General features: G+C 69.2%; 20 protein-coding genes. 8 read left to right on the forward strand and 12 right to left on the reverse strand.

Annotated features, from left to right (window positions below):
- The coding region (locus ABZ717_RS16925) for a hypothetical protein (RefSeq protein ID WP_358511024.1) at positions 1 to 242 on the forward strand (242 nt) is incomplete at its 5' end.
- Positions 243 to 484: 242 nt separating this feature from the next.
- Here ABZ717_RS16925 and ABZ717_RS16930 read toward each other — a convergent pair.
- The 6 genes from ABZ717_RS16930 to acs form a co-directional block, all read right to left on the reverse strand.
- Positions 485 to 958: a histidine phosphatase family protein gene (locus ABZ717_RS16930; RefSeq protein ID WP_358511027.1), complete on the reverse strand. Its 474-nt coding sequence runs from the start codon at positions 956 to 958 to the stop codon at positions 485 to 487.
- 246 nt (positions 959 to 1,204) lie between these two features.
- Positions 1,205 to 3,628, reverse strand: a complete 2,424-nt coding sequence (locus tag ABZ717_RS16935; RefSeq protein ID WP_358511184.1) for a sodium-translocating pyrophosphatase — start codon at positions 3,626 to 3,628, stop codon at positions 1,205 to 1,207.
- Positions 3,629 to 4,167: 539 nt separating this feature from the next.
- Positions 4,168 to 4,671, reverse strand: a complete 504-nt coding sequence (locus ABZ717_RS16940; RefSeq protein WP_358511029.1) for a DUF309 domain-containing protein — start codon at positions 4,669 to 4,671, stop codon at positions 4,168 to 4,170.
- A complete protein-coding gene (locus ABZ717_RS16945) occupies positions 4,637 to 5,587 on the reverse strand; it encodes an alpha/beta hydrolase (protein WP_358511032.1) in 951 nt (316 codons plus the stop codon). Before ABZ717_RS16945 ends, ABZ717_RS16940 begins: the two co-directional genes overlap by 35 nt.
- A gap of 10 nt (positions 5,588 to 5,597) precedes the next feature.
- Complete coding sequence (locus ABZ717_RS16950) at positions 5,598 to 6,113, reverse strand: phage holin family protein (protein ID WP_358511035.1); 516 nt, start codon at positions 6,111 to 6,113, stop codon at positions 5,598 to 5,600.
- A gap of 190 nt (positions 6,114 to 6,303) precedes the next feature.
- Entirely contained in the window at positions 6,304 to 8,274 is a 1,971-nt protein-coding gene (gene acs, locus ABZ717_RS16955; protein WP_358511038.1) for an acetate--CoA ligase, read from the reverse strand.
- A gap of 206 nt (positions 8,275 to 8,480) precedes the next feature.
- Between acs and ABZ717_RS16960 the strand changes: the two genes are divergently transcribed.
- From ABZ717_RS16960 to ABZ717_RS16980, 5 genes are all read left to right on the forward strand, one after another.
- The gene (locus ABZ717_RS16960; RefSeq protein ID WP_358511041.1) at positions 8,481 to 9,293 is read left to right on the forward strand and encodes an oxidoreductase; all 813 of its coding nucleotides are present in this window, start codon (positions 8,481 to 8,483) and stop codon (positions 9,291 to 9,293) included.
- A 921-nt stretch (positions 9,294 to 10,214) separates the two neighbouring features.
- Entirely contained in the window at positions 10,215 to 11,447 is a 1,233-nt protein-coding gene (ssd, locus tag ABZ717_RS16965) for a septum site-determining protein Ssd (protein ID WP_358511044.1), read from the forward strand.
- Positions 11,444 to 12,748 carry a TadA family conjugal transfer-associated ATPase gene (locus ABZ717_RS16970; RefSeq protein WP_358511047.1) on the forward strand — a complete coding sequence of 435 codons (1,305 nt, stop codon included), beginning with the start codon at positions 11,444 to 11,446 and terminating at the stop codon, positions 12,746 to 12,748. The genes ssd and ABZ717_RS16970 overlap by 4 nt, the downstream gene beginning before the upstream one ends.
- Positions 12,736 to 13,413: a type II secretion system F family protein gene (locus tag ABZ717_RS16975; RefSeq protein ID WP_358511050.1), complete on the forward strand. Its 678-nt coding sequence runs from the start codon at positions 12,736 to 12,738 to the stop codon at positions 13,411 to 13,413. Before ABZ717_RS16970 ends, ABZ717_RS16975 begins: the two co-directional genes overlap by 13 nt.
- Positions 13,414 to 13,486: 73 nt before the next feature.
- Positions 13,487 to 14,188, forward strand: coding sequence for a type II secretion system F family protein (locus ABZ717_RS16980; protein ID WP_358511052.1), 702 nt, complete (start codon positions 13,487 to 13,489; stop codon positions 14,186 to 14,188).
- A gap of 129 nt (positions 14,189 to 14,317) precedes the next feature.
- On the opposite strand, the gene ABZ717_RS16985 is transcribed toward ABZ717_RS16980, so the two are convergent.
- The 5 genes from ABZ717_RS16985 to ABZ717_RS17005 all read right to left on the reverse strand — a co-directional run bounded on the left by ABZ717_RS16985 (position 14,318) and on the right by ABZ717_RS17005 (position 18,516).
- Entirely contained in the window at positions 14,318 to 15,154 is an 837-nt protein-coding gene (locus ABZ717_RS16985) for a hypothetical protein (RefSeq protein ID WP_358511055.1), read from the reverse strand.
- Entirely contained in the window at positions 15,151 to 15,510 is a 360-nt protein-coding gene (locus tag ABZ717_RS16990; protein ID WP_358511057.1) for an Rv3654c family TadE-like protein, read from the reverse strand. Before ABZ717_RS16990 ends, ABZ717_RS16985 begins: the two co-directional genes overlap by 4 nt.
- Positions 15,507 to 15,863, reverse strand: a complete 357-nt coding sequence (locus ABZ717_RS16995) for a TadE family type IV pilus minor pilin (protein ID WP_358511060.1) — start codon at positions 15,861 to 15,863, stop codon at positions 15,507 to 15,509. Before ABZ717_RS16995 ends, ABZ717_RS16990 begins: the two co-directional genes overlap by 4 nt.
- Entirely contained in the window at positions 15,841 to 16,029 is a 189-nt protein-coding gene (locus ABZ717_RS17000) for a DUF4244 domain-containing protein (RefSeq protein ID WP_358511063.1), read from the reverse strand. Before ABZ717_RS17000 ends, ABZ717_RS16995 begins: the two co-directional genes overlap by 23 nt.
- Before the next feature lie 183 nt (positions 16,030 to 16,212).
- A complete protein-coding gene (locus ABZ717_RS17005; protein ID WP_358511066.1) occupies positions 16,213 to 18,516 on the reverse strand; it encodes a DEAD/DEAH box helicase in 2,304 nt (767 codons plus the stop codon).
- Positions 18,517 to 18,750: 234 nt separating this feature from the next.
- On the opposite strand from ABZ717_RS17005, the gene ABZ717_RS17010 reads away from it, so the two are divergent.
- Together ABZ717_RS17010 and ABZ717_RS17015 are read left to right on the forward strand one after the other, a co-directional pair.
- Positions 18,751 to 19,098, forward strand: a complete 348-nt coding sequence (locus ABZ717_RS17010) for an STAS domain-containing protein (RefSeq protein WP_067603943.1) — start codon at positions 18,751 to 18,753, stop codon at positions 19,096 to 19,098.
- Between the two features lie 13 nt (positions 19,099 to 19,111).
- Positions 19,112 to 19,666 carry an ATP-binding protein gene (locus tag ABZ717_RS17015; RefSeq protein WP_358511069.1) on the forward strand — a complete coding sequence of 185 codons (555 nt, stop codon included), beginning with the start codon at positions 19,112 to 19,114 and terminating at the stop codon, positions 19,664 to 19,666.
- Between the two features lie 203 nt (positions 19,667 to 19,869).
- On the opposite strand, the gene ABZ717_RS17020 is transcribed toward ABZ717_RS17015, so the two are convergent.
- A complete protein-coding gene (locus ABZ717_RS17020; protein ID WP_358511072.1) occupies positions 19,870 to 21,048 on the reverse strand; it encodes a MarP family serine protease in 1,179 nt (392 codons plus the stop codon).
- Positions 21,049 to 21,056: the final 8 nt, after the last annotated feature.

Below are 21,056 nucleotides of genomic sequence, written 5' to 3' on the forward strand. Positions count from 1 at the left end.
AACAAACATGGCTTAAAGAAAATCAAACACGCGCTGTTGAGTTCTCAAGAAACAATCACTCTTCCCGTACAAGCTCCGGAACCTTGCGGTTCTCGGTTGCTCTTCCGTGGAAGGCTTCTTCGTTGTGTCTTTACTTTATCAGGTGTTCCGTTTTCCGTCGAATCGGCGGTTTCGGTGTTCCTGATCGGGGCAAAGGCCCGTTTGTGCTTCTTTCGGCTTTGCGTTTTCACCTGTCGGTTTGAACGCTGGGCTTTTGAAGCGACTCTCATCATCTTACATGTCTCGGGGAGTGCCCGAACCATTTCGGTGAAGAAGAGGAAGTGTCTGACTCGAAGATCCGATCACGCCCACGGAGAACCCGTGTTCGTTTCGATCGAGAAGATCTCGTCCCCCTCTCGGCCTTGGGCCGTTCGGAGGCGACTCGGAGAACATTACCCCTGCCCTCCCACCCGTGCAACCCGGAAACCCTGTGCCGTGGGTCACATCAGTTGAGGATCCGGCCGGTGCCCGTTCCCGGAGCCGCGTAGAGCCACTCCCCCTCCAGGTCGATCGCCGCGACGGTGGCCGGTGAGAACGCCGCCATGGCCTGCTCTCCGATGAACGACGCGGCCACCTGAGCGATGGTCGGGTTGTGTCCGACCACCAAGAGGGTGTTCACCACCGGGTCCACATAGGTGATGAGTTCCAGGAGGCTCTCCGGGCCGGCCAGGTAGGCGGCCTCGGTGTGGTCGACCTCCGGGGCCGAATCCATCGCACCCAGTACCCCGTCCAGGGTCTGTCGTGTCCGGGCGGCCGCGGAGCAGATGACGTGTTCCGGTGCGTACCCCTTCTCCTTGAGGAGACGCCCGACCCTCTCGGCCTGGTCTCGGCCCTTGTCGGTGAGGGCACGGTCGAAGTCGATCGCCCCGAACCCGTCCTCGGCCTTCGCGTGGCGCATCAGGAGGAGTGTGCGACTCATGGGGACACCACCGTGGCGACCACGGCGATGAACGCCATGAAGCCGAACATGGCCCCAAGAATGATGAACAGTCCCTTTGCCCCTGACACCTCGACACAACTCCTTCGTTCAGAGCACCGACATCCGTTCCACCAGGGTAGGTGCGTGAACGGAGCGGCCGCCCGGAGGTCCCGGACGGCCGCTCGGCGAAGGTGGGGAGACAAAAGGTGGGGAGGCAAGAGGTCTCCCCACCCGGGGTCGGTGGGGTCAGCCCTTGCCGGTGTCGGCGGCGCGGGCCTCCTCCTTCCGGTTCCCTTCGGTGTCCCCACCCTCGTCCGCGACGGCGTCGCCCACCACGGTCTTCTCGTCTCCGGTGACCTCGCCGTCTCCACCGGCTTCCGGGGCCCCCTTCGGGGTGGTCCGACCATCGACCTCGGCGAGGTCGTTCTCCGTCCCCGACCCCCTGTTCTTCGACCAGAGCACCGCACCGACGAGGATGCCGACCGCCACGACGGTCACTCCGACCCGGAGGACCACGTTGTCCGCGTACATCACCACGGTGGGTGCCACGATCAGCGCGACCAGGTTCATCACCTTGAGCAGCGGGTTGATGGCCGGGCCCGCGGTGTCCTTGAAGGGGTCGCCGACGGTGTCACCGATGATGGTGGCCTCGTGGGCGGCCGAGCCCTTGCCTCCGTGGTGTCCGTCCTCCACCAGCTTCTTGGCGTTGTCCCAGGCGCCACCGGCGTTGGACAGGAACACCGCCATGAGCACGCCCACGGCGATGGCGCCACCGAGGAAGGCACCGAGCGGCGCGTACCCGAAGGCGAAGCCGACGGCGATCGGTGCGAGGACCGCGAGGAGACCGGGGGTGACCAGTTCCCGCAGGGAGTCCTTGGTGCAGATGTCGACGACCCGCGCGTACTCGGGCGTCTCGCTGCCGTCCATGATCCCGGGACGGGTGCGGAACTGGTTGCGCACCTCCAGGACCACCCGCTGGGCGGCCCGGCCGACCGCCATGATGGCGAGGCCCGAAAAGAAGAACACGACGGCCGCGCCGATGATGACACCGACGAGGACGTCCGGGTTGTCCAGCGACAGGGAGAAGATCTCGCCCTCGCCGAGGCGTTCTTGGACCGAGGTGCGGAACGCTCCGAAGAGCGCGGTGGCGGCGAGGACGGCGGTGGCGATCGCGATGCCCTTGGTGATCGCCTTGGTGGTGTTGCCGACGGCGTCCAGGCCGGTGAGGACGTCGGCGCCCTTGCCCTCGACGTCCCCGGACATCTCGGCGATGCCCTGGGCGTTGTCGGCGACGGGACCGAAGGTGTCCATGGCGACGATGATGCCGACCGTGGTGAGGAGCCCGGTACCGGCGAGCGCGACGGCGAACAGGCTGAGGGTGATGGAGCCGCCACCGAGGAGGAACGCGGCGTAGACGGCGCCGGCGATGAGCAGGGCCGAGTAGACCGCGGACTCCAGGCCCACGGAGATGCCGGACAGGATGACGGTGGCCGCGCCGGTCTCGGAGCTCTGCCCGATGTCCTTGACGGGGCGTTTGTCGGTTTCGGTGAAGTAGCCGGTGAGGAGCTGGATGGCCGCGGCGAGTACCAGTCCGATGAGGACCGCGACGATGGCGATGAACCTCGGGTCGGGGTCGGTCCCCGCGGCGGCGATCTCCTCTAGGACTCCGTCGCTGACGCCCTTCAGCTGGTCGAAGCTGCTGGGCAGGTACCAGAGCGCGGTGCCGATGACGAGGACGGCGGAGATGCCCGCCGAGACGAAGAAGCCGCGGTTGATCGCGCTCATCGCCGTCTTGTCCTTGGCCCTGGGCGCGACGATGAAGATTCCGATGATGGCGGTGATGACACCGATCATGGGGACCAGCAAGGGGAAGACGAGCCCCTCGGTGCCGAAGGCGACACGGCCCAGGATGAGCGAGGCGACGAGGACCACCGCGTAGGACTCGAACAGGTCGGCGGCCATGCCGGCGCAGTCGCCCACGTTGTCACCGACGTTGTCGGCGATGGTGGCGGCGTTTCGGGGGTCGTCCTCGGGGATGCCCTGTTCCACCTTGCCCACGAGGTCGGCACCGACGTCGGCGGCCTTGGTGAAGATGCCACCGCCCACTCGCATGAACATCGCGAGGAGGGCCGCGCCGAAGCCGAAGCCCTCCAGGACGATGGGGGCGTTCTCCCGGTAGATGAGGACTACGATCGCGGCGCCGAGCAGGCCGAGGCCGACGGTGATCATGCCGGCGACACCGCCGGTGCGGAAGGCGATGCGCATGGCGGCGTGGCCGTCGCTCTCGCCGCCGCCACGGGCGGCGGCGGCCACACGGACGTTGCCGCGGACCGCGAGCCACATTCCGATGAAGCCGGTGGCCGCCGAGAGCAGGGCGCCGAGGGCGAAGAACAACGATCGGCCGATGGCGATGGCCCATGTGTCGGCGTGCAGGAGAAGTAGTAGTAGCGGGATGACGACGATGAAGACCGCGAGTGTGCGGAACTGTCGTTTCAAGTAGGCCGCGGCGCCTTCCTGAACGGCGACCGCGATATTGCGCATTCGTTCGGTGCCCTGCCCGGCGGCGAGTACCTCACGTACGAGCATCCCCGCTACGGCGAGCGCGAGGAGCGCGACCACCATGACGACGATGACGAGGGTGAGGTCCCTGCCTTCCAGGGCCAGGGCCATGCCACTATCCGCGGCGATGTTGAGCCCAGACAATCCGTCCTCCTTGAGACGGGCACATCCTTTTCGGCCCCGTCATCGAAGGTGTGCGGAACAGCCGCCTCTTGGGCTTCGGTGCCGCGCACCGCCGTATGCGTTCCGTCGTCCACAGGGGTATTGAACTGGGGCGACATCACGCGGGTCGGGGTCGAAGCGGTGCCACCTTTCTGTGTGGTGCACGCCGCCCGCGTCACGTACCGGCGAGCGGTGATCCGGGGATTGTACGCACGCGGAAGAATAATTAAGAGGGTCGGTTCACCATTTCCCCAATTGGGATTGAAGATGTGACCCCATGGTGATCTCGGGATTCGGATTAATGGCTTTGTTGGTCTTTTTTGCCTCAGATGACATCGCATAATGCGTTAGTGCCATGCAAATGACAAAGCACGTATACGGGCATGAATCAGAAATTACCCTCTGTAGTCACTGGAGGCACAGGAGGGCCAGAGGTCTCGATAACCCCTGTCATACCGCTCTGGTGGTGGGTTTCGGTCCGGACGGAATTAGGCCGTCCGCAGCCGCATTCCAGAGGGATCGATGCCGTCGCCAGAGGTGGCACGCCCACTGTCGAGATCGTCGGCCAGACCCCGCGCGAACACGGCGATCCCCGCCACGTCCACCCCGTGTGGAGCGTCCGGACCGAACTCCTCCACCCGGTCGGCGCCTCGTCGCAACAGGCGGGCCGCGCCCAACCGGTTACCGCGCTGGGCGTGGGTGACCCCGACCGCGGTCTGCGCCAGTCCTCGCCACAGCTCCCGCTCCGGCTCCGGGGACGACTTCCAGACCGCTTCGAGCACTTCGTGCGCGGTGAACGCGTAACCCTGGTCCAAGAGCCGTTGGGCCTCGCCCAGCCCCTCCTCCACGGTGAACTCCGCGTCGTCGGGCACACGCTCGACCTCGCCCCGACCGCCATGAGGCATAGGGCGCCCGTACCGGTCACGAGGCCGCTGGTTCTGTGCCCGCCCGACCTCGTTACGGTCGCGTTCGCCCTCGGCCCGTGTCGTCATGGGTGCCTCCCCGCCGCTCGCCATCGATCTCCCGCATCCACCCTACGAGAGCCTCCGCGACGTGACCCGGCCGCTCCTCCTGGGGGAAGTGTCCGGCGTCGGGCACCGACACCCAGCGGTAGGGGCCGGCGACGAGTCGCGCCGAGGATCGGGCGACCTCGGGCGGACAGACCGGGTCCAGGGAACCGTGCAGTTGGAGGACGGGGATCCGTACCGCGGCGCGCATTCGATGGGCGTACCGGAGGCCGTCCGCGCGCCACCGCGACCGGAAGATCCAGCGGTGGTACTCCAGCGAGCAGTGCGAGACCTTCGGGATCGAGAAGGCGAGACGGTAGCGTTCCTCGGCCTCGCGGTCGGGCCACCCCGGGGCCGACCAGGCGTCGAGGAGTTCGCCCACACGGACGCAACCGTCGGCGAGCAGCCGGTGTTCGGGAAGGATCGGCACCTGGAAGCGGAGCATGTGACCGGCGCCGGGCCCCGGAGAAAGGAAGGCACGGGCGGCGCGTCGAGGGTGGGGGGCCGACACCGCGGCCAGGGCGCGAACCGTACCCGGATGATAGGCGGTCATGGTCCAGCCGATCAGTCCGCCGACCCCGTGTCCGACCACGACGGCCTCGGCGGACCCGAGCGCGCGGACCAACCCCGCCATGTCCTGCGCCAGACCCACCAGGTCGTATCCCCGCGGGGTCTTGTCGCTGGCGCCATAGCCCCGGAGGTCGACGGCGACGGCCCGATATCCGGCCCCGGCCAGGGCGGTCATCTGGTCGCGCCACGTCCACCAGAACTGGGGGAAGCCGTGCAGGAGGAGGACGGGTGGACCTTCGCCGAGTTCGGCCACGTGGAACCGGGCTCCGGCCGCGCCGACCGTCCGGTGGGCCCAGGGGCCGTCCACATAGGCGACCGAATCGTCCAGCACCCGCGGGTCGCTAGTCGTTCGTGACGGCGGTGGCCCCGCCGGCGGTGGTCCTACTGGTGGCGGTGGCCTTGGTGACGGCCGTGGCCCCGCCGTGCCTGGGCGGACGGATCTCTCCACGAAGGATGCCCACGAGGCGGGAGGTGGTGATCGCCGTGCGGGCCAGGCCCTGGCGACGACGCAGGTTGATGACCGCGACCAGGGCGAAGATCAGGGCGATCAGCAGGTAGAAGCCGGTGACGGCGAGGAAGGAGGTCCAGTACTGCCAACCGAAGACCTCCGCCAGGAAGAATCCGGCGGTGATGGAGAAGAGGATCGCCACGAGGTGCAGGATGACACCGGCGGCACCGAACTCACCGATGCTCTTGCCGATCTTGACGGCGTCCGCCTTGGCCTCGAGCTTGGCGAGCCTGATTTCGAGCTTGACCAGATGCGAGAGGTTGTCGGTGGCGTCGGTGACCAGTTCACCGATGGAACGTTCGGGGTCGCCGGCAGCGCCAGGTCGGCCGGTACCCGGCTTGTCCACCATCGTGGGGGTTCCCTTCTCTCGGTCCGAACACGCGGATTATCCTCCGCATCCTCGCACATGCCATGCCACCGATGTCTCTCACGGCACGCAAAACGGCGGGCTTCGGTTTCGGTGGTGAGTGAGCGGTCGAAGGCGCCCCACCCCCGCGGGAGGGGATGGGGCGCCGTTGAACCGTCGGTGTCGCGACCCCTCAGCCGTCCGTCTTGGCCGAGGGCAACTGCTTGGCGATCACGTCCATGATCGACGAGTCGGTCAGGGTGGAGGTGTCACCGATGTCCCGGTTCTCCGCGATGTCGCGCAGCAGACGCCGCATGATCTTGCCGGATCGGGTCTTGGGCAGTTCCGGAACCGCGAGGAGGCGGGCGGGCTTGGCGATCGGGCCGAGCGAGCTGCCGACGTGGTCGCGCAACTCCTGGACCAGGTCCTCCGGGACCTCTTCCTGTCCACCCCGCAGGATGACGAAGCCGACGATCGCCTGACCGCTCACCTTGTCGGCGGCTCCGACGACCGCCGCTTCGGCGACCTTGGGGTGCGAGACCAGGGCCGACTCAACCTCGGTGGTGGAGATGTTGTGGCCGGAGACGAGCATGACGTCGTCCACGCGGCCGAGCAGCCACATGTCACCGTCCTCGTCCTTCTTGGCACCGTCACCGGGGAAGTAGAGACCCTCGAAGCGCGACCAGTAGGTGTCCTTGTAGCGCTGGTCGTCGCCCCAGATGCCGCGGAGCATGGCCGGCCAGGGTTCGCGGATGACGATGAAGCCGCCTTCGCCGTCGGGCACCGATCGCCCTTGTTCGTCGACGACGTCGGCCTCGATGCCCGGGATCGGACCCATCGCGGCGCCGGGCTTGCCCGAGGTGACACCGGGCAGCGGGCTGACCATGATGGCGCCGGTCTCGGTCTGCCACCAGGTGTCCACCACCGGGGCCCTGCCGCCGCCGATGTTCTCCCGGTACCAGATGTAGGCCTCGGGGTTGATCGGCTCACCGACCGAACCGATGACGCGCAGGCTCGACAGGTCGTACTTCGCGGGGATCTCGTCTCCCCACTTCATGAAGGTACGGATCGCGGTGGGCGCCATGTAGGCGATCGTGACCTTGTACTTCTCGATGATCTCCCAGAAACGGCCCTTGTGCGGGGTGTCCGGGGTGCCCTCGTACATGACCACGGTCGCGGCGTTGGAGAGCGGACCGTAGACGATGTAGGAGTGACCGGTGACCCAGCCGATGTCGGCGGCGCACCAGTAGACGTCGGTCTCCGGCTTGAGGTCGAAGACCGCCCAGTGCGTGTACGAGGACTGGGTGAGGTACCCGCCGGTGGTGTGCAGGATGCCCTTGGGCTTGGCCGTGGTCCCGCTGGTGTACATGATGTACAGCGGGTCCTCGGCGTCGTGCGCCTGGGGGGTGTGCTCGGTGCTCGCGGAGCCGACGGCGTCGTGCCACCACACGTCCCGGTCGGTCCATTCGACGTCCTGGCCGGTGCGGCGGACGACGAGGACGTTCTCGACGACGGGACGGTTCGCGACGGCCCCGTCCACGGCGGGCTTGAGGGCGCTGGGCTTGCCGCGCCGGTAGCCGCCGTCGGCGGTGATGACGAGCTTGGCCTGGCTGTCGTCGATGCGCTGGCCGAGGGCGTCGACGGAGAACCCGCCGAAGACGACCATGTGCACGGCGCCGATACGGGCGCAGGCGAGCATGGCGACGACCGTCTCCGGGATCATCGGCATGTAGATGGCGACCCGGTCGCCCTTCTTCACGCCGAGCGCGGTGATCGCGTTGGCCGCCTGGGACACCTGGTCCTTGAGGTCGGCGTAGGTGATGGTGCGGCTGTCACCGGGCTCGCCCTCCCACTGGATGGCGGCGCGATCACCGAGACCGGCGTCGACGTGGCGATCCACGCAGTTGACGGAGGCGTTGAGCTTGCCGCCGACGAACCACTTCGCGTAGGGCGGGTCCCAGTCCAGAACGGTGTCCCACTCCCGATCCCACTGGAGCCTGCGGGCCTGCTCCTCCCAGAAGCCGAGTCGGTCGGCGGCCGCGGCGTCGTAGGCGTCCGCCTTGACGTTGGCGTTCGCGGCGAGCTCCGCCGGCGGCGGGAAACTACGTGTTTCGTGGAGAAGGTTGGACAGTGTCTCCTGGCTCGAGGGAGTGCTGTCGGCCACTGTGATTCTCCTTACGTTGGCGGTGGGCACCCAATTAATCATGTGGCGTAGGGCGCGTGAACAGCCGGGTCTCGGTCCAGCGGCGGTGAGCGCCGGGCGAGCGCCGAACGGTCGACGAACGGTCGTCGCTCCGCGATGAACGGTCTTCCCAGAACCCGTCCGGGCATGTGGGCGGTCGGTGTTACCGCCGCGTAGTGTTGGTTGACGTGAGCGAATCGAGTTCTGCCTCCCTGTCCGACCCACTGTCCCGGATCGCCGAGCTGCCGGGGGTGAGCGACGCGGTCGACGAGACGCGAACCCTGGTCGACCGGCTGAGGGACCACCGGATCCTGCGTCGGCGCAGCAACGACGTGTCCCTGGAGTCCTCCTTGCGCGGCGCGTGCGCGTCGGCGGCCTTGGAGGGCGCCGAGGTCTCGATGGACGAGATCCGCGAGGGGCACGTCTACGACACCAGGATCAAGGGTGCGCTGCGCATCGGCGGTGAGCTGGGCGCGATGGTGGACACCTGGCCGAAGGCGCCCCGGCAGACCCTGGCGCGACTGCACACGTTGGCCGCCGCCGACGCGGTCTCCGAGGAGGCGCTGGGCCGCCCACGCCTGGATGGTGAACGGGCCGAGGATCCCCTGGACCTGGGTCCCGTGCCAAGTTCCTCGGTGGCCTCCGCGCGGCTGGAGGGCCTGTACCGACTGCTGGAGTCCCGCACGAAGGTGCCCGCCCTGATCACCTCGTCGCTGGTGCACGGAGAGCTGATGGCGGTCCGTCCGTTCGGATGGGGTGACGGACTGGTGGCGCGCGCCGCGGAGCGGTTGACCCTGATCGAGCGCGGCCTGGACCCGAAGTCGTTGGTCGCCTCCGAGCTGGGCCACCAGACGTTGAGGGACGAATACGCCCCCGCCCTGCGCGGATACATGGAGGGCACCCCGGAGGGTGTCGGCGGTTGGATCGTGTACTGCTGCCGCGCCGTGTTCGCCGGCGCCCAGGACTCCATGGCCACGTGCGAGGCGCTCAAGCGCGGCTGAAGTCGCACCGAACGCGCTTCGGTCCACTCCGTGTCGGACCTTGCGCGGGAAAGCCGCTAAGTTTCGCAATCGTCCATTAACCGACAAGTGGAACGGCCATTCGATATCGGTTCGGTCACGCTTGAACGTTGGACAATCTTTCAAGAATGCTACGGGCATCTGCACGTGCACGTCGAACGGCGCCTCGGGGCTTGACCCGGGGCGCCGTTTCCGACCTTGGAGCGACGGGTTGTCAAGCGTCGGCGATCTGTAGTCCGACCTGGTGGAACTCGATTCCATCAGACCTGGACAGGCCCTATGGGGCCCAGCGAGGCGTGGGCTCCCGTGACCGAGGTCGGGGTGGGACTCATGCCACCGTCCACTTTCTTTCTACGCCGTACACCCACGCGTCGAATAGACGGTTGACGGAAGGTTTTCCCCTGGATTCCCGAACCCATACGTGACACTCGTGATAGCGTCTGGCTCGGAAGTTGAGCGAAGGACCGAGATCCTCGGTGAAAACCGAGGCGGAACGTCCCTTTCGAGTGCCTGACGGCAATACGGACATGTCGATCGGACGGTCCCACCGACCGTTCTTCGCGCCAACACGCACCAGCGGACCATCTCCAAGGTCTCGGGAGTTCGATGACCACTCCCGCAGGCCCTTCCTAGGAGAGCGGAACAGCCGACCCGTCCCCCCAGGGCCGGACCAGGGCCGCCCCAGATCCCCCTCTGGGACGAGACCCACGGTTTCCGCTCCGCCTCGCCTGCCGGGCGGGACACACGACAGCCCCCGTACGTATGTCCCGCCCGTGGGTGAGGCCGATCGGCTCTCAGGTCGGGTCCCACGGAGTTATCCACAGATCCGCGCACCCCACTTCTCTCGCGCTCCGGTGTCGACCAAGGTCGAAAGGGCAGGTTCCCGCCCTCACCGGAGGTCCGATGGACGTTCCGCAGCGCCCCCTCATCGTCACCGCAGATCCCGCCCTCCTCGACGACCTGCTTCGGTTGGCCACCGCGGCCGCGACCGAGGTGGCCGTCGCCCCCGACCCCGAACACGCGTTGCGTTCCTGGCGCCGGGCGCCACTGGTCGTGGTCGGCGCGGACCTGCGAGGGACCCTGGGCGCGGCCGAGCCACCGCCACACCCTCGGTTGGTGGTCGCCTCCCGCTCACCCGACGCCCCGGATCCTCGGATCATGGCACCGGACCCGTCCGACGGGGAGCGCACCTCTCCCGGACCATCCGCCGGGGTCACCGCCGGTCCTGGACCTACGGTGACCGACCCACAGGGGTCCGGCCCGAAGGGGTCCGGCCCGAAGGGGCCCGGCCTCACGGGGCCCGGTCGACGAGGATCCGGACTCGACGACGGTTCACCCGTCTACCTGCTCCCCCGGGACGAGTCGCTTCTGGTCGAACTGTTCGCCGCGGTCGGTGAGCGTCGACCCGCGCCCACCGTGTCGGTCATCGGGGGACGTGGAGGAGCCGGGGCCAGCCTGCTCACCGTGGCCCTCGCCCTGGCCGGAGAACGCGCCGGACACTCCACCGCTCTCCTGGACGCCGACCCCCTGGGTTGTGGACCCGACATCTACCTGGGCTGCGACCACACCCCACAGAGTCCACGCACCGGTTGGAACGACCTGGTGAACCAGCGTTCCCGTACCCCCTGGCGGGCTCTACGCGATGGGCTTCCCCACGCGGGTCTGGTGGACGTCCTCACCTGGGCGCGGGGCACCGGTGGGCAGGGGACGTCGCTGCCCGTGGGCGCGGCCCGATCCGTGCTGGCCTCCGCCCGGCGAGGTTCCGATCTGGTGGTGATCGACCTGCCGCGATCCTTCGACGCCACCACCCGGGTGTTCCTCAACCACTCCGACCTCGTGCTGCTGGTCGTACCCGCCGACGTGTACGCGGTGGTGTCGGCCGCGCGCATGATCGAGACACTTCGACAGGAGACCGACCGTCTCCGGTTGGTGGTGCGCGGGTCACACGGCGGCCTGTCCACTTCGGTGGTCACCGGAAGTCTGGGGGTGGACCTGGACGCGGACCTGCCACCGGAACCCGGACTGTCCCGGGCCCTGACGGTGGGCGAGGTGCCCGCGCGGCACCCCCGGTCGCCGCTGGCCCGGTACGCGGACCGCGTGGTCGGAACGTTCTCCGGCCTGCGGGAGGCGGGATGAGGCGGATCGAACGGCTGTGGCACGGTTCCCCCGCCACCTCCGAGGGCGGTGGGCCGCCGGAACCGACATCGGTTCCACCACGCGGGATCGGATCGGGTCCGGAGCCCGTGGGGAACACCGTGGCGCCGGGGCCGATCTCCCCGGAGCAGCGCAAGGCCCTCCTGGAGCGGGTCCGCAACCGCTTCGTGGCCAGTGGGTCCTCGATCACCCCCGCCAACGTGGCGACCGCCCTGCGCGCCGAGGGGACCCTGCTGGGCGGTACCGACATGCTCGAACTCACCCGGGCGCTGAGCGCCGACCTGTACGGGGCGGGTCCGTTGGAGGAGCTGATGACCACCGGCGTCACCGACATCCTCGTCAACGGCCCCGACCAGGTGTGGGTCGACACCGGTGAGGGGCTACGACGGGTCGAGCACGTGCGGTTCGACTCGGCCGACGAGGTGCGTCGGCTCGCCCAACGGTTGGCGTTCCGCGCCGGCCGCCGGTTGGACGCGGCCTCCCCCTACGTGGACGCCCGGCTGCCAGGTGGGGCGCGGCTCCACGCCGTGTTGCCACCGATAGCGGCGGAGAGCGCCTGTGTCTCGCTGCGGATGCCACCGACCCGGGTCTTCGGCCTGCCCGCGCTGATCGAGTGCGGCACGCTGACCCCGTCCGGAGCCGAACTGCTCCGGGCACTGATCACCCGACGGATTCCGTTCCTGATCAGCGGCGGCACCGGAACGGGCAAGACCACCTTGTTGTCGTGCCTGTTGTCCCTGGTGCCACCGGACGAACGGATCGTGTTGGCCGAGGACTCCCCCGAACTGCGCCCCGACCACCCGCACGTGGTGCGGTTGCAGACGAGGCCGGCCAACATCGAGGGCAGCGGTGAGGTGTCCTTGGAGACCCTGGTCCGTCAGGGACTGCGAATGCGTCCGGACCGACTCGTGGTCGGCGAGGCCCGAGGGCCGGAGATCGTGTCCCTGCTGAGTGCCCTGAACACGGGCCACGAGGGCGGCGCCGGCACCCTCCACGCCAACGGGGCCGGTGAGGTGCCCGCACGGGTGGAGGCCATGGGCTGCGCCGCGGGGATGGACCGAGGCGCGGTGCACAGTCAGCTCGCGGCCACCGGGGTTCTCGTCCTGCATCTGGTCCGGGACCGACGAGGACGACGGCTGGCCGAGGTGCGGACCCTGCGTCGTGAGGGGTCCGGTCTGGTCCGGGCCGAACCGGCGGTGGAGTTCACCCCCGAGGGTCGCCGGATCGAACACGCGGGGACGGCGGAGCTGGTCGAGCGGTTGGGGCGGGGGTGGCGACGTTGACCCTGCTGGTGGTGTGCTCCCTGGCCGCGGCGCTGCTGTGGTCACCGCCCCGGACCGGTCGGTTCCGGCTGGCCACGGTCCTGCCCCGGTCCCGCTCTCGACGTTGGTCGCCACCCGCGTTCCGGTCGCCTCTGGCCGCCCACCGGATGGTGACCGAACGTCGGCGGGCCGTCATCACGCTCTGCCGGGTCATGGCCGCCGAACTCCGCGCCGGACAGCCACCCGAGCTCGCGCTTCGGGTGGCCGCGATCGAGGCCGGGCCACTCGTGGGAGAACCGGTCGACGCCGAGTCACTGCGTCGTACGGCCGGCGGTGAGGAGGGGTTGTGGGAGCTGGCGTATCTGGCGGCGTGCTGGGAGGTCGCCTCGGAGACCGGGGCCGGGCTGGCCGTCGTGGTGGACGACCTCGCGGCCAACCTGACCGAGCAGGAGGAGACGCGGGCCGAGGCGTCCGCCCGGACGGCCGGGCCGAGGACCACCGCGATGATGCTGAGCGGTCTTCCGCTGGTGGGGCTGGCGATGTCGGCGGGCCTGGGCGGGACCCCGTGGGAATTCCTGTTCACCACACCACTGGGCCTGATGTGCCTTGGTGGTGGCCTGTCACTGGACCTCATCGGTGCTTGGTGGACCCTGCGGTTGGTGCGGGGCGCCGTGGACCGCCCCTGAGCCGTGCGGGGACGTGGAACGACCGGGGTCGACGGTGCCCACGGCGATCGGAGAAGGGACGCAAGGGGTGGGGATGTTCTTCGAGGGGCTGACGGTGGCGTGCGTGGTGGCCGCTGTATGGGTGCTGTTCCGTCCACGGCCGGACGAGGAACGGGAGGATCCACCACGCCGGTGGGGACGGCCGGCAGGGCCCGTGGTCCGGTTCGTGGCCTCGGTGATCGCGGTGGCGGCCGTGACCGGGCTGTTGGGGCTGTTCGCCGGGGCCGTCGTACTCGGCGGAACGCTCTGGCTTTGGTGGCGAGGGGCGCGAGCGCGGGTCGATCCCGGCAGGCTCCCGATCACCGCCGATCTGCCGGTGTTGATCGGTCTGATCGGTTCGGGCATCCGGGCCGGCGCGACCCTCCCCGTGTGTCTTGCCGCGGTGTCGGAGGCTGCCCGAGGTCCGGTGGGCGAGGAGTTGGCCGCCGTCTCCGAGCGGTTGCGGTTGGGCGCGGAACCGGCCTCGGCCTGGCGACGCTCGGCCCTGCCCGATCCCCTGGTGGCGGTGGGACGAGACCTGGCCCGGGCGGCCGACACGGGAGCCCCGGTCGCCGACCTGCTCGACCGCCACGTGTCCGACCTGCGCCGGTCGCTACGGGCCCGCGCCACGGCCCGCGTCGAGCGCTTGGGGGTGCTGGTGGTCGCGCCGCTGGGTTTGTGCTTCCTGCCGGCGTTCGTCCTGATCGGTCTGGTACCCATGGCCGCGGAACTGCTGGGTTCGGCCCTGACTCCCTGAGGATCCCGCGCCGGGAACGAAGGACGGGGCGTCGAGGACCATGGCCGGCGGGTCCCACCAGGTCCGAACGCCCCGCGTCGACGACCGGCACCGGGCGCCGGGGGACGTCTCCCCCGGCCCGGGCTCGGTTCAGTGGACGTCGAGGTCATCGCTCAGGCGACGACGACCCAGGTAGAGCGGCGGAAACCGCGGCCACCCCACGGCCAGGCGCAACCCGAGGGTGCCGGCGGCGAGCAGGAACAGCAGGGTGGTCGAGGTGACCCCGACCGCGCGTCCGAACACACTCGTGGCCGAGGTCTCCTCGAACGCGAGACCGTCCACGGAATCCATCTCCTGTGGTTCCTCCACCTTCTTGCTCGGTGGTCGTTCACCGAGGTCCTGGTCGTGGTCGCCGGAGGGGGTCGGGCGCGCGGTGTCGGAGGCCCGACTCACCGTTCCGCCCTCCGCCGGCCGAGGTTCGGGGGTCGGGGACGGGGACGGGGACGGGGGCGGGGACTCGGCGACCACCGAGGCGGCGCCGTCCCCCTCCGTCTGCTCCGACTCGTGCGTCGGTTCCGCTTCGGGCTCGGCCTCGGGGACCGCCGGACTCGACTCGGGAACGGCCGATGGTTCGGACGTCGGTTCCGTCGGGTCCGGGGCCGGGGCGGACGGATCGATGTCCTCGCCCGGATCCTCGGATTCGTCCACACGCCCCTCTGCGTCGTCCCCGCCGGAGGCCTCGTCCTCCAGTACGGCGACGCAGTCGGCGAGGGGCCCGAGAAACCCTGTCCCGGCATCGGCGTCGGCATCCGTGTCGGGTGCCTCCGCGTCCACGTCCGGGGATATGGCCCGACTGCTCGGCGACTCGGGGAGATCCGTGGCGGGGGTGGCCGAGGGCACGGACGTGGGGCAGGGGGCGACTCCATCGGTGGGCGGCGGGGGAACACAGAGCAGGAGAGCGCACAGAACAACGGAATGAGCGGTCATTCCACCTCCTCGGTGGAGTCGTGGACGGGGCCGGCTCGGGCGACGGCCCGCAGGGTCATGGGGAGCGGGGACGAGGACAGGGCGGCCGTCACCGTGACCGTGTGGACGTCGAGCGCACAGTCGTCGAGGTCCGCGCCGTTGGCGGAGGCGGTCTCGACGGCCACCGCGCAGGCCGACTCCTCCCCCTGATGGGCACGGGCCGCCGCCGCGAGCGCCGCCAGGTCGGCGGCGGCCCCCACCCGTTCGCGGTCCAGGACCAGCCCGGCGCCGGTCAGTACCGCGTAGGTGAGGAACATCAGCACCAGGCACACGGAGACGCTCCCCGCGGTGCCGGCACCTACGTCGCCGCCCCTCATGGACCTGGTTCCAGGGGGACCGCGGCGACGCCGTCGATCCCCACGGGTGGGGTGAGGGCGGGTCCGAGCCGGACCCGGGCCCGCACGGTGACGCGGGCCATGTCGTCGTCGGTGGTCAGGTCGATGTGGGCGTCGTTCGGAGCGGCTTCCATCGCGAGGGCCCGGGCCCGTTCCGGAGACTCGCCACGGGCGAGCGCCCTGGCCCCGATCCGTGCCGCGTCGGCGCAGGAGAGCTGGGCGGCGGCCGCCGCGACCGCGCCGAGCGCGATACCGAGCACCAGCAGCAGCGCCGGAAGCACCATGGCCGTCTCCATCGTGGTGGAGCCGCGATCAGCGGTCGGAGCCGAGCGCATCGACGATGGTCGTGGTGAGGGCGGTCTGGACGGTGTCTCCGGTGAGGATGACGTAGAGGAGCCCGGCGAACGCCACCACCGCGAGGGTGCAGATGGCGTATTCGGCCGTGGTCAACCCTCGGTCGTCGAGGCGGACGGGCATGGTCGGGCACGGGTAGGGGAACACGGGACCTCCCTGGTGACGGGACGGATGAGGTTCCGCCCCACTTCCAGGTTGCGCGGTCCCGGTTCGCGATGGAAGCGCCGATCCACAGCCTGTGGATAACTCCGCGCGCCACCCGAGGTCCGTCCCGGCGCCATCGCGGGAGTCCCGCGTCCGGCCCTGGTCGGAGATGCCTCCGGTGCCCGGTCAGTCGCCTTCTTCGGTGACCCCGCCGAGGACCTCGTCCAGCAGCCGCAGCGCGCCGGACTTGCTCAACGGCTCATTGCCCGTGCCGCACTTGGGCGACTGGACGCAGGAGGGGCACCCCTGTTCGCACTCGCAGTCCGCGATCACCGCCCGGGTCGCCGTGAGCCACTCTCGGGCGGCGGCGTGGCCGCGTTCGGCGAAGCCGGCACCACCCTCGTAACCGTCGTAGACGAACACCGTCAGACGACCGGTGTCGGGGTGCAGTGAGGTGGAGACGCCTCCGATGTCCCAGCGGTCGCAGGTGGCCAACAGGGGCAGCATGCCGATGGCGGCGTGTTCGGCCGCGTGGGCGGCGCCGAGCAAACCCACGTCCTCCTTGCGCAGCCGGTTCTCACCCTCCTCGGTCAGCGTCCACCAGACCGCACGGGTCTGGAGCGTGCGTTCGGGCATGTCGAGGGGCTGTTCGCCGAGGACCGAACCGGTGCGCACGTCGCGTTTGAGGAACCCCACCACCTGGCGGGCCACCTCGACCTCGCCGAAGTGCACGCTCGCACCACTCGGCCAGGTCTCCTGGCGCAGCACGGAACGGATGGAGATGTCCGTGGTGTCGCGCGCCCACGTGCTGTAGGGCGGCTCGGCGGTGTGCACCAAGGCCACGCCCTCGTCCAGATCGAGGTCGTCGACCAGGTGGGTGATCCCCTGGTGGAGATAGACGGCGCCGGGGTGAACGGTGCCGTGCGCGGCGGCCTCGTCGATCTCCCCGAGCAGTTGGCCGCTGCCCGTGTCGACGATCTGCACGGGTGGACCCCCCGAACCGCGAATATCGGCGAGGTCACTGGCCCTCTCGTTGCTGGTCCAGAACCACCCCCGTGGACGTTTCCTCAGCAGCCCTCGTTCCACGAGTTCATCGAGCCTCTCCCGCGTGCTCTCTCCGAAGAGATCGAAGTCGTCACGCGTGACCGGAAGCTCCTGGGCGGCCGCGCACAGGTGTGGACCAAGGATGTGCGGGTTTTCCGGGTCGAGGACGGTGGCCTCGACCGATCGTCCGAAAATGGCCTCGGGATGGTGGGCCAGGTAGGTGTCGAGGGGATCGTCCCGGGCGATGAACACGGCCAGCGCGTCGTCGCCGCGCCGGCCCGCGCGCCCGGCCTGCTGCCACAGGGAGGCCAGCGTGCCCGGCCATCCGGCGATGAGCACCGCGTCCAACCCGCTGATGTCCACCCCCAGTTCGAGGGCGTTCGTGCTGGCCAGACCCAACAGCTCTCCCGAACGGAGTGCTTCCTCCAGGCTCCGCCGGTCATCGGCCAGGTACCCGCCTCGGTACGCCGCCACCCGTTCGGCCAGGTCGTGTTCGCCCTGCTCGGTGAGCATCCGCCGGGCGGACAACGCCACCACCTCCGCGCCCTGTCGGGAACGCACGAACACCAGGGTCCGCACCCGGTCCCGCACCAGGTCGACCAGCATCTCGGCGGCCTGGGAGGGCGCGGTACGGCGGATCGGCGCGCCCTGCTCACCGGTGAGGTCGGTCATCTCCGGTTCCACCAGGGCCACGGACAGACCCGGTCGCGGTGAGCCGTCCTCGCTGATCGCGGTCACCGGCACACCGGTCAGCCGGGTGGCGCTCTCCGCCGGGGACCCGGAGGTGGCCGAGGCCAGCACGAACACCGGTTCCGAACGGTAGCGGGCGCACACCCTGCGCAGACGCCGCAGGATCTGGGCGACGTGCGACCCGAACACCCCGCGGTACCTGTGCGCCTCGTCGATCACCACGTAGCGGAGCCGCCGCAGGAAGCGGGCCCACGCGCCGTGTCTGGGGAGCATCCCGTGATGCAGCATGTCCGGGTTGGTGAGCACGTACCCGGCGTGTTCGCGTACCCAGGTGCGCTCTTCGGGGGAGGTGTCGCCGTCATATACGGCCGCACGCATGCCTGAAAGCCCCAGGTCCGTAATCCATCGGAGTTGGTCCTGGGCGAGCGCCTTGGTGGGTGAGAGGTAAAGCACCGTTCCACCCGCGTCGATCGCGTCCACGGCGGGCATAAGGAAGGCGAGCGACTTTCCCGAGGCGGTGCCCGTGGCTATGATCACATCGCGGCCCGAACGTGCGAGGTCCGCGGCTGCCGTCTGGTGGGACCACGGGTTCGTGATCCCCCGTTCGGCCAGCCGTTCGACCAGGTGGGGAGCTGTCCACTCCGGCCAGTCCCCGCTCACTCCCGCGTTCCGGGTCACATGCTCGATGTGGGTGACCTGCGGGTACCGGGTGTCGTCACGCCACACTCCGGGGAGCACGGGCTCCGACCGCCTCATCGAGACCCCTCTCAGTGGACACGTTCACAGAGCACACGCCCCTCCGGGCACGGCTCGGGTACCGATGCACATCGGTTTCAGTGTGACATCCGAGGGAAGAGTTGCGCGGGGTCACCGTTTTCCCGCCCCCAGGGCGGGCAGACACTCGGGACACCCGTGGTTGAATGCGTGCTGGTGGGGTAACGCCCGGCAGAGACCATTCGCGAGAATTCGCGGTTCGGCGCTGGAGGACTTGTGGACTTGAAGCTTGATCATTACACCGAGGGCGACACCGAGATCGTCGTCGTTGAGGGTGAGATCGATGTCTATACCGCGCCCCGACTTCGCGAGCTGCTCATCGACCTGGTGAACAAGGGCAACTTCTACCTCGTGGTCAACATGGAGAAGGTGGAGTTCCTGGACTCGACGGGCCTCGGTGTGCTCGTGGGCGGGCTGAAGCGCGTCCGTGCTCACGACGGGACGCTGGACTTGGTGTGCACCCAGGAGCGGATCCTGAAGATCTTCCGGATCACCGGCCTGACCAAGGTGTTCGGCATCCACGACACGGTGCAGGAAGCCATCGACAAGCGCTCCGCGAAGTAGCCCAGAGCGAGCGATGGCAACCATCACGCTCACGATCAGCGCGCTCCCCGCTCACGTGCGTACGGCTCGGCTCATGGCCGCGACCGTCGCACGGCGAGCGGGAATCGCCGCCTCCGCGATCGATGAGATCAGGCTGGCGGTCGGTGAGGCCTGCTCCCGGGCGGTGGCGGCTCACAAGCTGCACTGCCCGACGCAACCGATCCTGCTCCAGCTGATCGACGGGAGCGGAGCTGATCCGGTGTCGGAGCCCCGCACCGACACCACGAGCCGAGCAGCACGCGCCAACGGGAGCGCCACACGACGATTCGAGGTCGTGGTCTCCGATCGAGCCCCCTCCAAGGACTCGGACGAGACCTTCAACCATGTCGAACCCCTACTCGATGGCCTTTTCCTCGATGGCGATGACACCCCTCCGGGGGGCATCTCCGGGTTCTCCCCCGGCCTCGGCCTTGCGGTGATCACCGGTCTCGCGGACGAGGTGAGCATCGAGCCACAGGAACTGGGAACGGTGGTGCGCATGAGCTGGCCTCTGGGCACCGACCAAGCCCAGGATCCGAGCTCGAACTGACGCTGTTCGGCGATCCGGTCTCCAAGGCCGGATCGACCGGACCGTCGAGACGATGACGACGAAGGGGGCGCCTTCCCGGTCGGGAAGGCGCCCCCTTCGTGTTCGCACTCGTCCGGCCGCCTCCCGGCCGCCCTCGTGGTCTCCCGCCCACCGTCGCCCCGGGACCGGCCCGGGGCGGCTTTGTACCGCGCGCTGAGGCCTGCTCAGTCGCAGGTCTGGGACGAGACCTCGGAAGTGGCGGACAACCCTTCCTGGGCGTTCTCCGCGACCTCGTCGGCGGTCAGCACGTATCCGGTCTCCTCCTCGTTGGTGGCGGCCGCGAACACGACCCCGTAGACCGACCCGTCCGGGGCGAGCAACGGGCCACCGGAGTTACCGGGACGCACCACCGCGCGAACCTGGTAGATCTCCCGGCTCACCTGCTGGGAGTGGTAGAAGTCCGATCCCTGCGCGGTCTGCTCGGCCCGGATACGCGCGGGCACCGCGGTGAAGCCACTGTTGCGCGGGAAGCCCGCGACGACCGCGTCGTCGCCCTGGTCCGCCTCGTGGTCGAAGTCCAGCGGGTTCAGGTCCAGGCCGGGAACGTGCAGCACCGCCAGGTCCTGCTGGGCGTCGAACAGCACCAGGGTCGCGGGCAACTGGTGGCCGTCCCTGGTGACCACGCGCATGTCGTCGGTGACACCGGCGACCACGTGCGCGTTGGTCATGATGCGGTCCTCCCCGTAGGCGAACCCGGTCCCCTCCACGCGTCGCTGGCACGAGGGGGCGGTGCCCAGGACCTTGACCACGCTGCGGCTCGACTCGATGAGCTCGGGTGTGGTGAGGACATCCGGGTCCGGCGGCTCCACCTCCGCGAGTTCCCCCGTGCCCAGACCACTGAAGACCTGCGGGAACGCGCTCTGGTCCACCACCCGACGGAAGGTGGAGAAGCCCTGGTGGGCGGCGTCGGGCATGAGCGTGTCCACCGAGTGGAGGATCCGCGAGTCCCTGACCTGCTGTGAGACGTGTGGAAGCGCCGAGTTGGCGACCGTGCTGCCGATGAACCAGGCGACGAGCAGTACGGACAGACCACTGATGAGCGCCCCGCCCAGGGCGTCCACGACGCGCGCCGAATCCCAGGTGACCTTGTTGCGCACCAGGGTGCCCAGGTAGGAGGCGAGGAACTGTCCGAGCGCGGCGGCCAGGAACACCACCGCGATCGCCAGCAACGCCTGCCGCCCCGGATCCTCGATCCAGTTCTGGATCGGCCCGGGTGCGGTCAGGGCGGCGATCACGCCTCCGCCGATGAAACCGACGAAGCTGAACACCCCGACGATGAATCCCTGTCGGTAGCCGGTCACCGCGAACAGCAGCAACAGGACGACCAGAACCGCGTCGAGCACGGTTGTCC

Source organism: Nocardiopsis sp. NPDC006832 (genome assembly GCF_040635885.1).
Taxonomy (GTDB): Bacteria; Actinomycetota; Actinomycetes; order Streptosporangiales; family Streptosporangiaceae; genus Nocardiopsis.